Origin of the sequence: Kineococcus rubinsiae, assembly GCF_011839805.1 — a bacterium.
Classification (GTDB): Bacteria; Actinomycetota; Actinomycetes; order Actinomycetales; family Kineococcaceae; genus Kineococcus; species Kineococcus rubinsiae.
The window spans coordinates 1-12,732 of the sequence record NZ_VWPY01000026.1; the positions used below are offsets into that span (position 1 = coordinate 1).

At 75.1% G+C, this 12,732-nt stretch carries 13 protein-coding genes and 1 riboswitch; of the genes, 6 read left to right on the top strand and 7 right to left on the bottom strand.

What is annotated here, in order from left to right; genetic code table 11:
* The coding region (locus F1544_RS13310) for an ATP-binding protein (protein WP_244308559.1) at positions 1–717 on the top strand (717 nt) is incomplete at its 5' end.
* A 9-nt stretch (positions 718–726) separates the two neighbouring features.
* Here F1544_RS13310 and F1544_RS25420 read toward each other — a convergent pair.
* Positions 727–1,350 (bottom strand): cyclophilin-like fold protein, encoded by a 624-nt coding sequence (locus F1544_RS25420; protein ID WP_208971832.1) that lies wholly within the window; start codon positions 1,348–1,350, stop codon positions 727–729.
* A gap of 256 nt (positions 1,351–1,606) precedes the next feature.
* On the opposite strand from F1544_RS25420, the gene F1544_RS13320 reads away from it, so the two are divergent.
* The 4 genes from F1544_RS13320 to F1544_RS13335 all read left to right on the top strand — a co-directional run bounded on the left by F1544_RS13320 (position 1,607) and on the right by F1544_RS13335 (position 4,931).
* A complete protein-coding gene (locus tag F1544_RS13320) occupies positions 1,607–2,899 on the top strand; it encodes a multidrug effflux MFS transporter (protein ID WP_167586131.1) in 1,293 nt (430 codons plus the stop codon).
* 59 nt (positions 2,900–2,958) lie between these two features.
* Positions 2,959–3,363, top strand: a complete 405-nt coding sequence (locus tag F1544_RS24555; protein ID WP_167586133.1) for a (R)-mandelonitrile lyase — start codon at positions 2,959–2,961, stop codon at positions 3,361–3,363.
* 86 nt (positions 3,364–3,449) lie between these two features.
* Positions 3,450–4,274, top strand: a complete 825-nt coding sequence (locus tag F1544_RS13330) for a formate/nitrite transporter family protein (protein WP_167586135.1) — start codon at positions 3,450–3,452, stop codon at positions 4,272–4,274.
* Between the two features lie 72 nt (positions 4,275–4,346).
* Complete coding sequence (locus tag F1544_RS13335; RefSeq protein WP_167586137.1) at positions 4,347–4,931, top strand: hypothetical protein; 585 nt, start codon at positions 4,347–4,349, stop codon at positions 4,929–4,931.
* A 64-nt stretch (positions 4,932–4,995) separates the two neighbouring features.
* Here the strand turns inward: F1544_RS13335 and F1544_RS13340 are convergent, their stop codons facing one another.
* The 4 genes from F1544_RS13340 to F1544_RS13355 all read right to left on the bottom strand — a co-directional run bounded on the left by F1544_RS13340 (position 4,996) and on the right by F1544_RS13355 (position 8,150).
* Positions 4,996–5,793 carry an SDR family NAD(P)-dependent oxidoreductase gene (locus tag F1544_RS13340; RefSeq protein WP_167586139.1) on the bottom strand — a complete coding sequence of 266 codons (798 nt, stop codon included), beginning with the start codon at positions 5,791–5,793 and terminating at the stop codon, positions 4,996–4,998.
* 108 nt (positions 5,794–5,901) lie between these two features.
* Positions 5,902–6,453, bottom strand: a complete 552-nt coding sequence (idi, locus tag F1544_RS13345) for an isopentenyl-diphosphate Delta-isomerase (RefSeq protein WP_167586141.1) — start codon at positions 6,451–6,453, stop codon at positions 5,902–5,904.
* Between the two features lie 83 nt (positions 6,454–6,536).
* Positions 6,537–7,682 (bottom strand): dimethylsulfone monooxygenase SfnG, encoded by a 1,146-nt coding sequence (gene sfnG / locus F1544_RS13350; protein ID WP_167586143.1) that lies wholly within the window; start codon positions 7,680–7,682, stop codon positions 6,537–6,539.
* Positions 7,683–7,691: 9 nt separating this feature from the next.
* Positions 7,692–7,780, bottom strand: a riboswitch (SAM riboswitch).
* A gap of 85 nt (positions 7,781–7,865) precedes the next feature.
* Positions 7,866–8,150, bottom strand: a complete 285-nt coding sequence (locus F1544_RS13355; RefSeq protein ID WP_167586145.1) for a DUF3017 domain-containing protein — start codon at positions 8,148–8,150, stop codon at positions 7,866–7,868.
* Between the two features lie 196 nt (positions 8,151–8,346).
* On the opposite strand from F1544_RS13355, the gene F1544_RS13360 reads away from it, so the two are divergent.
* Positions 8,347–10,314: a S53 family peptidase gene (locus tag F1544_RS13360; RefSeq protein ID WP_167586147.1), complete on the top strand. Its 1,968-nt coding sequence runs from the start codon at positions 8,347–8,349 to the stop codon at positions 10,312–10,314.
* 68 nt (positions 10,315–10,382) lie between these two features.
* Here F1544_RS13360 and purH read toward each other — a convergent pair whose 3' ends face one another.
* Positions 10,383–11,987, bottom strand: coding sequence for a bifunctional phosphoribosylaminoimidazolecarboxamide formyltransferase/IMP cyclohydrolase (purH, locus tag F1544_RS13365; protein ID WP_167586149.1), 1,605 nt, complete (start codon positions 11,985–11,987; stop codon positions 10,383–10,385).
* 74 nt (positions 11,988–12,061) lie between these two features.
* On the bottom strand, positions 12,062–12,679 hold the full coding sequence (purN, locus tag F1544_RS13370; RefSeq protein WP_308470061.1) for a phosphoribosylglycinamide formyltransferase: 618 nt from the start codon (positions 12,677–12,679) through the stop codon (positions 12,062–12,064).
* Positions 12,680–12,732: the final 53 nt, after the last annotated feature.

The window sequence follows — 12,732 nt, forward strand, 5'->3', positions numbered from 1 at the left end:
GCGCTGGCCGCCGCCCGCACCGCGGCCGCGACGGCGGCGGCCGAGCTCGCCGGCGCCGACGGCGGGTCCGCAGCCGCGCTGCTCACCCACGCCGAGGCGGTCCTGGAGCGGGCGGGCGCCGACCTCGCCCGCACCGAGGAGGACCTCGCCACCGTCACGGTCCGCCTCGAGTTCGCCGGCCGGGAGGGTAGGCAGGACGCGGCCGACGCCGCGGAGACCGCGTTCGAGGTCGCGACGCGCGAGGCGGCGGCCCTGACGCGGCGCGCGGAGGCGGCCCGGCTGCTGCGCGACGTCCTGCAGCGCCACCGCGCCGACGCGCGGCAGCGCTACGTCGCGCCGTTCTCCGAGCGCCTGGAGTCGCTGGGCGCCGTGGTCTTCGGGGACACGTTCCGCGTCGAGCTCGACGACGACCTCCGCATCGTCAGCCGCACCCTCGCGGGCCGCACCGTGCGCTACGAGAACCTGTCCACGGGCACCCGCGAGCAGCTCGCGGTCCTCACCCGGCTGGCCTGCGCCGCCCTGGTCGACCCCGACGACGGGGTCCCGGTCGTCCTCGACGACGTCCTGGGCCACTCCGACCCCGACCGGCTGCACCGCCTCGGCGCCGTCTTCGGGCTCGTCGCGCCACCCGCGCAGGTGCTGCTCCTGACGCCCGGCCCGGGGGCCCACGCCTCCATCCCGGGCGCGGTCGTCCTCCGCCTCGACGCCGACGGCTGAGCCGGGCGTTCACCCCGCGGCGACGGTCACCGACACCGGCCCGCTCAGCGCGGCGAGCCGCGCGGCCGCATCGCCGCCCAGCCGCCCCAGCACGACGATGCCGGGGTAGGACGACTGGTCGCCGTGGTAGAGGACGAGGTCCTGACCCGGCGCGTAGTAGCCCACGTCCCCCACGTCGGGGTCCGCCTCCGCGGGCTGACCGTCCAGGGACAGGCGCGACGGCAGCGGACCCGTCTTCTCGACCCCGCCGTGCTCCCCCATCTCGACCGTGACGGGCAGCTGGGCGAGGAGGTCCCGCGTCGCGGCGCTCGGGGTCAGGGTGGCGCCGAGCTCCTCGTCGCCGACGGTGAGGCGCACCCGCACGTCGCCCTCCGCGCCGGGGTCCGGGGACCGGACCCCGCTCGCCGCGGGTCCCGGGGTCGTCGCGGATCCTGGGGTGGTCGCGGCAGAGGTGGTCCCGGGAGCCGCGGCCGGGGACGCGGGGGACGCGGCACCGCAGCCGGCGGCGAGGACCGCGACCAGCGCCGCGGCGGGAGACGTCGCGGCGAGCCGCCGGCGCGGCCCCCGGCGACCGGTGGGCGGGCGGACCGGTGGGCCGTGCTCCCCGTCGGTGTTCCCGGCGACCTCTCGCACGGCGGCACTCCTCTCGTCGGCCCGGGGAAGTCGCGGCTGCGGCCGCCCCGCGGGCCAGTCAACGTGCCGGGCGCACGGCGCGGGAGTCCCGGAGCAGGGGCGTACCGGCAGGGCACGCCTCGCGCCGCGGTGCCCAGGGGTGCCCTGCCGGTACCTGCTCCCGCAGGGACTCCCGGCCGCCCGGGCCCTGGTGTTCCCTGGTGCCGTGGGCCTCCCGTCCGGGAGTCGCCCGCCGTCGAGGGAGGAGAACGTCCGCGTGCGTGGAGCAGGTCAGCAGGCCCCACCGGGAGTCCCCGCGCAGGGGCGCCGGCCGCGCGTCGCCTCCCGGGCGGGAGCCCCGGCCGGGACGGGCGCGATCGCCCCGGCCCTGGTGGCGACGGTCGTCTTCCTGACGGCCATCGCCCCGCTGGCCACCGACATGTACGTCCCGGCGTTCCCCGCGGTGGCCGACGACCTGGCCGCGACGGCGACCGAGGTCCAGCTGACGCTGACGACCTTCTTCGTCGGGATGGCCCTGGGCCAGCTCGTCGGCGGCCCCGTCTCCGACCAGCGCGGGCGCAAGCGGCCCCTGGTCGCCGCGGTGGTCGTCCTGACCGCGGCGTCCGTCGCGTGCGCCCTGGCCCCGGGCATCGGCGTGATGATGGCCGCCCGTGCGGTGCAGGGCTTCGCCGGGGGCTGGGCGATGGTCGTCGCCCGCGCCGTGGTCGTCGACCTCGCGTCGGGTGCGCAGCTCGTTCGCGTGCTCAACGTCATCGCCGCCGTCGGCGGGATCGCCCCCATCGCCGGGCCCCTGCTGGGCGCGGCGATCCTGCAGCTGACGGACTGGCGGGTCTCGTTCTGGACCCTCGCGGGCCTCGGGGTGGCGATGGTCCTCGCCGTCCTGGTGGTCGTGCCCGAGACCCTGCCCCCCGCCCGGCGGCGCGGCGGCGGCCTGCGGGCCTTCGCGGGGGCCGGGCGCCAGGTCCTGCGCAACCGCCGCTACGTCGGCTACGTCCTGGTCGCCGGCGCCTCGATGGGGGCGATCTTCGCCTACGTCTCCACCTCGGCCTTCGTGCTGCAGTCGATGAACGGGCTGTCCCCGGTGGTCTACTCGCTCGACTTCGCCGCCAACGCGCTCGGGATGACGCTCGCCGCCCTCGTCGCCGCCCGCCTGGCCGGCCGGGTGCGCACGCGCCGGGTCATCGCCGCGGGTCAGGGACCCGCCCTCGCGGCGGGGCTGGCCATGCTGGCCGGCGCGCTCCTCTTCGACACCCCCCTCGTCGTGGCCGTCGTCGCCTTCTTCGTGCTGATGACCACGGCGGGCCTGATCGGGCCCAACGCCGGGGCGCTGGCCTCGGCGGAGGTGCCCGAGCACCCCGGCACCGGCTCCGCCGTCCTGGGCTTCGTGCAGTGGCTCGCCGCCGGGCTCGTCGCCCCCCTGGCCGGCCTCGGCGGTGAGCGCAGCGCGGTGCCCATGGCGGTGCTGATGATCGTCTGCACCGTCGTCTCCATCGCGGGCCTGGCCCTGGCCCGGCCCCGCACCACCCGGGCGGGCGTCCCCGCCGCCTGATCCCGTCGTCCCGACGTCACCGACCCGGCCCCCGCGGGGGCCGTCACGAGAGGAACACCGTGCAGATCACCCGCAGCTCCGTCGCCACCGTCAAGGGGCCCGCCGACTGGTTCACCGGCGACGTGTACATCGACGTCGTGGCCGGCGCCCCCGACCCGTCGCGGGTCAGCGCCAACCTCGTGCACTTCATGCCCGGCGCCCGCACGCACTGGCACCGCCACCCGCTGAGCCAGACGGTGTTCGTCACCGAGGGCGTCGGCCTCTGCCAGCGCCGGGGCGGGCCCGTCGAGGTGATCCGCCCCGGTGATCGCGTCCTGTTCGAGGCCGACGAGGAGCACTGGCACGGCGCGAGCCCGGATCGGCTCATGGTCCACGTGGCCATCAACGAGGGCGACGACGACCACGCCGTCGTGCACTGGATGACCCCGGTCACCGACGAGGAGTACGCGGCCCCCATCGGCTGACCCTAGACGCCGGCGCGCGGGCACCCGCATGCCGGCGCCCGGTGCGGGTACCTCACGGCGGTCAGACCCCCTGCCGAGGAGCACCCGTGACCCCCACCGGTTCCGCCGGCCCGTCCTCCCCCACCGAGCGTCCCGCCGAGCCCGAACCCGAGGTCGAGGACGCGTTCGACCGCCTGGTCGAGGAGGGGGAGGACCGGCTCGAGCGCCCGCTGCTCCCGCTCGTCAGCGTCGGCCTCCTCGGCGGCATCGACGTCGGCACCGGTGTGCTGGCCTACCTGGTCGTCGAGCACCAGACGGGCAGCACGCTGCTGGCGGGGCTCGCCTTCTCCCTCGGCTTCGTGGCCCTGCTGCTGGCCCGCAGCGAGCTCTTCACGGAGAACTTCCTCGTTCCCGTGACCGCGCTGGTCGCCCGGCGCGGGAGCGTCGCGAAGCTGCTGCGGCTGTGGGGCGTCACCCTGGTGGCGAACCTGCTCGCGGGGTGGGTCATCACGTGGCTCATCGTGCAGGCGCTGCCGGACCTGCACCCGACCGTCCTGACCAGCGCGCAGCACTACGCCGACCTGGGCTACGACCTGCGGTCCTTCTGCCTCGCCGTGCTCGCCGGCGCCGTCATCACGCTCATGACCCGCATGCAGCACGCGACCGACAGCATGGGCGTGAAGCTCGTCCCGGCGGTCCTCTTCGGCGCGCTGCTGGCCGGCGCGCAGCTGTTCCACTGCGTCCTGGACTCGCTGCTGCTGTTCGCGGCGCTGCACGTCGGGGCGCCGTTCGGCTACGCGCACTGGTTCGGGCTGCTGTGCTGGTCCGCGCTCGGCAACCTCGCCGGCGGGCTCGTGCTGGTCACGGCCGTGCGCCTGCTGCGGGTGCCGCACCGCATCGCCGAGGAGCGGCAGGCCGACGGCCGCGGCTGACGTGCCCGCCGTTTCGGCGCCGGGCGCGCGGGTACTCACGACCCGATCAGCCGTGCGAGACGAGGAGACCCCATGAGCAGCGCCGACGACCACACCACCGCCCAGGCCGTGCACGACCTGGGTTCCGCCCTGTGGTTCGGGGGGTCCGTGATGGGGGTCGCGGGGGCCAACAAGGCCGGCAACGACCTCCCGGACCCCTACGACCGCATCCGCGTCGCGACGTCGGCGTGGCGGCGCTTCGCCCCGGCGCAGTGGGCGGGCATCGGCGCGGTCCTCGTCGCCGGCGCCCAGCTCACGGCCGCGTCCGGCAACCGCATCGCCGCGCAGCAGGGCTACGGCAGCGTGGGGGCGCTGAAGATCGGCTTCGTCCTGACCGGGGCGGTCGCCACGGGCTACGCCGCCTACTGCGGGCGCCGCATCGGCAGCATCGCCGAGGAGATCCAGGCGAGCGGGCAGCCGCTGGAGGTGCGGGACATCTCGCGTCCCGCCGCCTCCACACCCGACCGGCTCGCCCGCTGGCAGCGCCGGCAGCGCTGGAGCCAGCTGCTCGTCCCGGGGCTGGCCGCCGCGAACATCGTCTGCAACGCCCAGCTCGTGCAGTCCTACCGCGCCGGGGCCACGGCGAAGGGCGTCCTGCGCCGCGTGCTGCCCGGCTGACCCACCCTCCCGCCGTGATCGTGCAGGGACCACCTGCACGATCACGGCGGGGGCGGGTCGGGGGTCAGTCGCCGGAACCGGGCTCGGCGAGCTTGCCCTGGCCCTTGGCGGTCAGCGCGTTCGGCAGCAGGTTGGCCACGGCCCCCTGGACCTTGGTCGCCAGCGACCCGGTCACGACGTGGTCGCGCCCCTTCTGCAGCGCGGCGTAGGCCTGCTTCGCCACCTTCGCGGGGTCGTCCTTGAGCGAGGTCTGGCCCATCTTCGTGTCCTGCGCCCCGGCGCGGTCGAAGAACTCCGTGTCGGTCGGGCCGGGCAGGAACGCGGTCACCACGACGCCCGAACCCTCGACCTCCTGGCGCAGCGCCTGCGCGAAGGACTGCACGAACGCCTTGCTGGCGCCGTAGACCGCCTGGTGCGGGGCGGGCACCCGGGCCGCGAGGGAGGACGTGAAGAGCAGCTTCCCCTCGCCGCGCTGGACCATGTGCCGGGCCGCGTGCTTGGCGAGCCGGACGACGGAGTCGACGTTGAGCCGGATCATCTGCAGCTCGTCGTCGAGGTCGGTGTCCACGAACGTGCCGCTGACCCCCACCCCCGCGTGCAGGGCGACGGCGTCGACGGCCCGGCCGCCGGCGGTCGCGACCTGCCAGAGCTGCTCGACGCCCTCCGCGGTGCGGAGGTCGGTGCGCAGCACCTCGGCGGAGACGGTGCCGGCGAGCTGGGCGGGCGCGTCGTGGACGGCCTCGTCCTCGGCGACGAGGAGGACGTCGTAGCCGCCCTCGGCGAACTGCTTGGCGAGCTCGAGGCCGATGCCGCTGGAGGCACCGGTCACGACGGCGAACGGTCGGGTGGCGGGGGTCTGCACGGGGGTCTCCTTCAGCGGGGGTGTGCCGTCCCCTTGCCCACCCACCGGCGGGTCATGCCCGCCGCCTCGGGCCCGCCGGGTCAGGCCCGCCGCGCCGGACCCCCGGCGTCAGGCGTCGAGCTGCGGCAGCTGCTCCAGCAGCCACGGGCTGAAGGGCGCCGGGTCGGCCGCGACGTCGCGGCGCAGCTCGTGCATCGGGGACCAGCGCCAGTCGCCGACCTCGTCGGGGTCCGGGGCCGGCTCGTCGAGCAGCCGCGCGCTGAACACGGGGCAGATCTCGTTCTCGACGGTCCCGTCGGGCATGACCGCCCGGTAGCGGAAGTCCGGCACGAGGGGCTGCACGTCGGTGACGCGGACCCCCAGCTCGTCGGCGGCGCGGCGGTGCACCGCGTCCACCGGGTCCTCCCCGGGGCCGGGGTGGCCGCAGAAGCTGTTGGTCCAGGCACCGGGCCACGTCTTCTTGACGTCGGCCCGGCGGGTCAGCAGCGTGCGGCCCTCCGCGTCGAGGATCCAGCAGGAGAACGCCAAGTGCAGGGGCGTGTCCGCGTGGTGCACCTCGGCCTTGGGCGCGGTGCCGCACGGGGTGCCGTCCTCGTCGAGCAGCACGACGAGTTCGACCGTCGCGGGCGCGGTGGTCGAGGGCGGGAGCGGCGCGGTCACGGGACCTCCGGGGGTCGGGGCGGAGACCTGACCGTACGTCGCCGCCGCCGCGACGACCACCACGCCCCGCCGGGCGGCCGCGCTCAGACGAGGGCGGGGGCCGCGGGGCCGCCGGCCGCGGCGACGGCCTCGTCCAGCTCGGCGCCGAGGCCGAGGTCCTCGCCGGCCACGAGCCGGGCCTCGAGCTCGCGGACGCGGGGGATGACGAGCTCGCCGAACGCCTCGACCTCCTCCTTGACGTGGAGGAACCCGAGCAGCAGCAGGTCCACGCCGACGAGCCGGTAGGCGAGGATCCGGCGGGCGACCTCGTCGGCCGTGCCGACCAGGCCCGTCCGGAACCCGTCGTTGTACTGCACGAGGTCGCGGAACTCGCTGTCGGCCCACATGCCCTTGCGGTTGCCGGTGGCGTTGCCGGCCTGCTGCACCGAGGCGCGGAAGCCCTCGACCTTCGTGGCGTCGGCCTTGTCGATGATCTCCTCGAGGACGGCCTCGGCCTCCTCGCGGGTCTCGCGCACGACGGCGAACCCGTTGAGCCCGAACTTCAGGGTGCGCCCCGCGCGCTCGGCGTGGGCGCGGACGTCACGCACCTGCTCGGCGGCCCCGGCGACGGACTTGCCGTTCATGAAGTACCAGTCGCTCACCCGGCTCGCCATGGCCTGCGCCGCATCGGAGTTGCCGCCCTGGAAGATCTCCGGCTGGGACCGCGGCTGCGGGCGGAAGGTGATGTCGCGGGCCTGGAAGAAGTCTCCGTAGTGGCTGAACCCGTCCTGGGTCCACACGCCGCGGAGGACCTCGATGAACTCCTCGGACTGGCGGTAGCGCTCGTCGTGCTCCAGCCACGGGACGCCCAGCGAGGTCGCCTCGCCCTTGTACCAGCCGGAGACGACGTTCAGCGCGAGCCGGTCGTCGGTGAGCTCCTGCGCGGTCGCGGCGAACTTCGCGAGGACGCCGGGCTGCCAGAAGTAGGGGTGGACCGCGGCGATGACCTTCAGCCGCTGCGTCGCCAGCAGCAGCGCGAGGGAGAACGAGGTGGACTCGTGCTGCGCGTCCGCGCCGTAGGAGGCCGCGTAGCGGACCTGCGTCAGGGCGTACTCGAAACCCACGCGCTCGGCCGCCTTGGCGACCTCGATGTTGTAGGCCGGGTCGTGGCTCGTGCGCTGCTCGATGGTCGAGACCACGAGCCCGCCGGAGACGTTGGGGACCCAGTAGGCGAACTTCAGCTCGGACATGGTGTTCCTCTCCCATCGGTCCTGGCGGTAGCACCTGTGGTCTCCCACGGTTGCTGCGGCGTCGACGAGCCAGGTCTCTCGGCCGCTCTGGATGGCGGGCACCACCATAGCCCCCGCCGGCGCCGCCGGGGGTCCTCACCGCAGATCCGGGCGGGCGGGCGCGGGGACGGCGCCCGGGGGGCCTCACGGCTCGACGGGCAGCACCCACGCGAGGGACGTGCAGGCCACGGCGAGGACGAGCAGCACGAGGACGTCGACGGGCCGCGAGCGCACGGCCAGCGCGCCGGCGACCCGGACGGGCAGGACCAGCCGCAGGACGGCCGCGGTGGCGAGGTCCGCGCCGAGCACGACGCCTCCCGCGGTGGGCCCGGCGATCCACGTCAGCGCCAGCGCCAGCGCGACCCCCGCCACGAGGGCGACCAGCACCGCGCCGCCGGGGGGTCGCACGCGCTCGGCAGGGTCGGCCACGGGGGAAGGCTAGTGCCCGGCGCGGTCGGCCGGAGGGGCGCCGGCACCCCCGAACGCCACACGAGGGCACGGGCTGCGACGTGTCGTGACGGATGGTCTAGAGCTGGGGCCGCGGAACGCCTACTGTCCGGCGCACCGAGTAGTTGCCCTGCAGAACCTCCACGGGAGTCACCTCTTGCGCCCTCTCCACCGTGCGGTGCTCACCGGCACCGCGGCCGCCCTGGCCGTCCCCCTCTTCGCCTCCGCCGCCGTCGCGGCCGACACCCCCGGGGTCACGCTGCTCTCCGGCTCCCGGGCCTCCTTCACCGAGACCAGCCGCGCCGTCGCGGACACCCCCGCCGCCACCCCGCTGTCCCTCACGCTGGACCTGCGGCTGCGCGACGCGGCCGGCGCCGAGGCGCTCGCCGCCGCGGTGTCCGACCCGTCCAGCGCCCAGCACGGCGCGTTCCTGTCCCCCGCCGAGTACGCGAAGCGCTTCGCGGCGACGGACGCCTCCGTCCGCTCCGTCGTCAGCTACCTGACGTCGAAGGGCGTCCACGTCACCGCGACCTCGCCGACCAACCGCTACGTGAGCATCGCCGTCACCGCGGCCAAGGCCGAGTCCCTGTTCGGCGTCGACCTCAAGCAGTACGAGGTCGACGGGAAGGTGGTGCGGGCCAACGCGGCCGAGGTGAAGCTGCCCACGCAGCTGGCCCCGCTCGTCGGTGCGGTGCAGGGCCTCACGCAGGCCCCGGTCACGAAGTCCTCCCCCGCCCCGCCCAGCCCCGCCTTCGTGAACTCCGGACCCTGCAGCACCTACTTCGGCGAGAAGCTCGCCACGACGCTGCCGACGGCGGACGGCCAGGTCGTGCCGTACGCACCCTGCGGCTACGTCCCCTCCCAGCTGCGCTCGGCCTACGACGTGCAGAAGGTGCAGAACTCGTCCGCGAAGATCGACGGCCGCGGGGTCACCGTCGCCATCGTCGACGCCTACAACTCCCCCACGATCCTCGCCGACGCGAACACCTACGCGACCCGTCACGGCGACAAGCCCTTCGCCAAGGGCCAGTTCTCCGAGCTCAAGCCCGCGTCCTACACCTACGGCTACGGCTACTCCGACCCGGTCAACGGCGACGACCCCTGCGGCGAGTCCGGCTGGTACGGCGAGGAGACCCTCGACGTCGAGGCCGTGCACGGCCTGGCCCCCGGCGCGAAGGTGCTGTTCTCCGGCGCCGCGAGCTGCCAGGACGCCGACATCGACATGGCCGTGCGCAAGGTCGTCGACGGCCACCTCGCCTCGATCATCAGCAACAGCTACGGCGACACCGGCGAAGACCTCGACCCGGCGAGCATCGGGGCCCAGCACGCGACCTTCGTGCAGGCCGCGATCGAGGGCATCGGGGTCTACTTCTCCTCGGGCGACAACGGCGACGAGACGGCGAACACCGGTTCCCGCCAGGTCGACTACCCCGCCTCGGACCCGTTCGTGACCGCCGTCGGCGGCACCTCGATCGGCATCGACAAGGCCGGCAAGCGCAGCTTCGAGACCGGCTGGTCGACCGGCCGCTCGGCGCTGGACGCGACGGGGAAGAACTGGACGCCCGCGTTCCCCGGCACCTACCAGTACGGCGGCGGCGGAGGCGTGAGCCAGCTGTTCGCGCAGCCGTCCTACCAGCAGGGCGTCGTCCCGGCCTCGATCTCGGAGTACTTCGGCGGTCAGCCCGGCCGCGCGGTGCCCGACGTCTCCGCCATCGGCGACCCGAACACCGGCATGCTCGTGGGCCAGACCCAGACCTTCCCCGACGGCTCCGTGAAGTACGGCGAGTACCGCATCGGCGGGACCAGCCTCGCCTCCCCCGTCGTCGCCGGGATCATGGCGCTGGGTGACCAGATCGCCGGCCGCCCGCGCGGCTTCGCGAACTACTTCCTCTACGACCTGGCGGGCACCTCGGCCTACCACGACTCGGCGTCGAAGAAGCTGCGCGCCGTGGTCCGGGTCGACTTCACCAACGGGGTCGACGCCTCGGGCGGCACGACGACGACGCTGCGCTCGATCAACGACAAGCAGTCGATCTTCGTCCGCAAGGGCTACGACGACGTGACCGGCGTCGGCCAGCCCAACGGCACGGCGTTCCTGCTCGCGGCCGCGGGCGTCACGCCGACCGGTGGGTCCACGACCGACTGACCCACCTCCGCTCGCACCACGGGCCCGTCCGCTGCCGCGGACGGGCCCGTGCTGCGTGGCAGGCGGTCTCAGTGCGCGAAGTGCCGCGACCCCGTGAAGTAGAGCGTCACGCCGGCCGCCGCGGCGGCCGCGACGACCTCCGCGTCCCGGATGGACCCGCCGGGCGAGACGATCGCCTTCACGCCCGCGTCGATGAGGATCTGCGCCCCGTCGGCGAAGGGGAAGAACGCGTCGGAGGCGGCCACGGCGCCCGTGGCACGCTCCGCCCCGGCCCGGTCGACCGCCAGGCGGCAGGAGTCGACCCGGTTGACCTGACCCATGCCGACGCCGACGGAGGCACCGCCCGCGGCGAGCAGGATCGCGTTGGAGCGCACCGAGCGCACGGCCCGCCAGGCGAAGGCCAGGTCGGCGAGCGTGGCCTCGTCGGCGGCCTCGCCGCTCACGAGCGCCCACCGGGACGGCTCGTCGCCGCCCGGCTCACCCTCGGCCGCCTCGACGACCGCGTCGATCCGGTCCAGAGTCTGCACGAGCACCCCGCCGGAGACCTGGCGCCACTCGGTGGCCTGCCGGGCGTAGCCCTCCGGCAGCTGCAGCAGGCGCACGTTCTTCTTCTGCTGCAGCACCTCCTGGGCCTCCGCGGAGAACCCGGGCGCGATGACGACCTCGGTGAACACGTCGGCGACCTGCGCCGCCATCGCCGCGGACACCTCGCGGTTGGCGGCGATCACGCCGCCGTAGGCGGACACCGGGTCGCACGCGTGGGCCTTGGCGTGCGCGTCGGCCACGTCGGAACCCACGGCGATGCCGCAGGGGTTGGCGTGCTTGATGATCGCGACGGCCGGGCCGGTGAAGTCGAACGCCGCCCGCAGCGCGGCGTCGGCGTCCACGTAGTTGTTGTACGACATCGCCTTGCCGTGCAGCTGCACCGCCTGCGCGATGCCGGGCACCGAGGTGGGGTCGGAGTAAACGGCGGCCTGCTGGTGGGGGTTCTCCCCGTAGCGCAGGACGGCCGAGCGGGTCAGCGCGCTGCCCGTCACCGCGGGCCAGCCCTGCTCGTCGTCGGCCAGGGTCTGCTCCGCGAACCACCCGGCGACCGCCGTGTCGTAGGCCGCGGTGTGGGCGAACGCCTCGGCCGCGAGGCGGCGGCGGGCGGGCAGGTCGAAACCGCCCGCGGCGACCGCGGCGAGCACGTCGCCGTAGCGGGCCGGGTCGACGACGACGGCCACGCTCGGGTGGTTCTTCGCCGCGGCGCGGACCATCGACGGCCCGCCGATGTCGATCTGCTCGACCACGGCGTCGGGTTCCGCGCCCGAGGCGACGGTCTCCGCGAAGGGGTAGAGGTTCACGACGACGAGGTCGAACGCCTCGATCCCGAGGTCCGCGAGCTGGCGGACGTGGTCGGGCAGCCGCCGGTCGGCGAGGATCCCGGCGTGCACCCGCGGGTGCAGGGTCTTGACCCGCCCGTCCAGGCACTCGGGGAAGCCCGTGAGCTCCTCCACCGGGGTGACGGGGACGCCGGTCGCGGCGATCCGCGAGGCGGTGGACCCGGTCGAGACGATCGCGACGCCCGCGGCGTGCAGCCCGGCGGCGAGGTCCTCCAGCCCGGTCTTGTCGTAGACGCTGACCAGCGCCCGCTTCACGGGCTGCTTCTCGGTGCTCGCGGTGTCCGCCATCGGCTCCGGGTGGTCCTCTCGGGTCGGTGTTGCAGGTCGGTCGTGCGGTGCGGTCGTGCGGTTCGGGGGTGCGCTCAGGAGCGTCGGAGCGCGGGGTCGTCGCGCCGCTCGCGGGCGAGCCGGGAGACGACCTCGACGAGCAGCACGCGCTCGGCCTGCTTGATGCGCTCGTGCAGGCTCGCCTCGTCGTCGCCGGGCAGGACCCGGACGGCCGCCTGGTCGAGGATCGGGCCCGTGTCGACGCCGGCGTCGACGAGGTGCACGGTGCAGCCGGTGACCCGCACGCCGTGGGCGAGCGCGTCGGGGACGGCGTGCGCGCCGGGGAAGGCGGGCAGCAGCGCCGGGTGGGTGTTGAGGATGCGCCCGCCGAACGCGTCGAGCAGCGGGGCGCCGACGATCCGCATGAACCCCGCGAGCACGACGAGCCCCGGGCGGTGCGCCGCGACGGCTTCCGTCAGCGCGCGGTCCCACGCGGCGCGGTCGGCGTGCTCGCGCGGCGGCACGACGAAGGTCTCGGCCCCGGCGTCGGAGCCCCGGCGCAGCGCGACCGCGTCGGGCCGGTCGGAGCCGACGGCGACGACGGTGAAGGCGGGGTCGTGCGCGTCGAGCAGGGCCTGCAGCGTCGAGCCCGACCCGGAGGCGAGGACGACGACGCGGACGGGGGCGTCGGGCTGGTCCTCGGGGGGCGGCACGTGCGCACACGATAGTCGCCCGCGGCCCGGCCACCGGACCGTGGACATCCGAC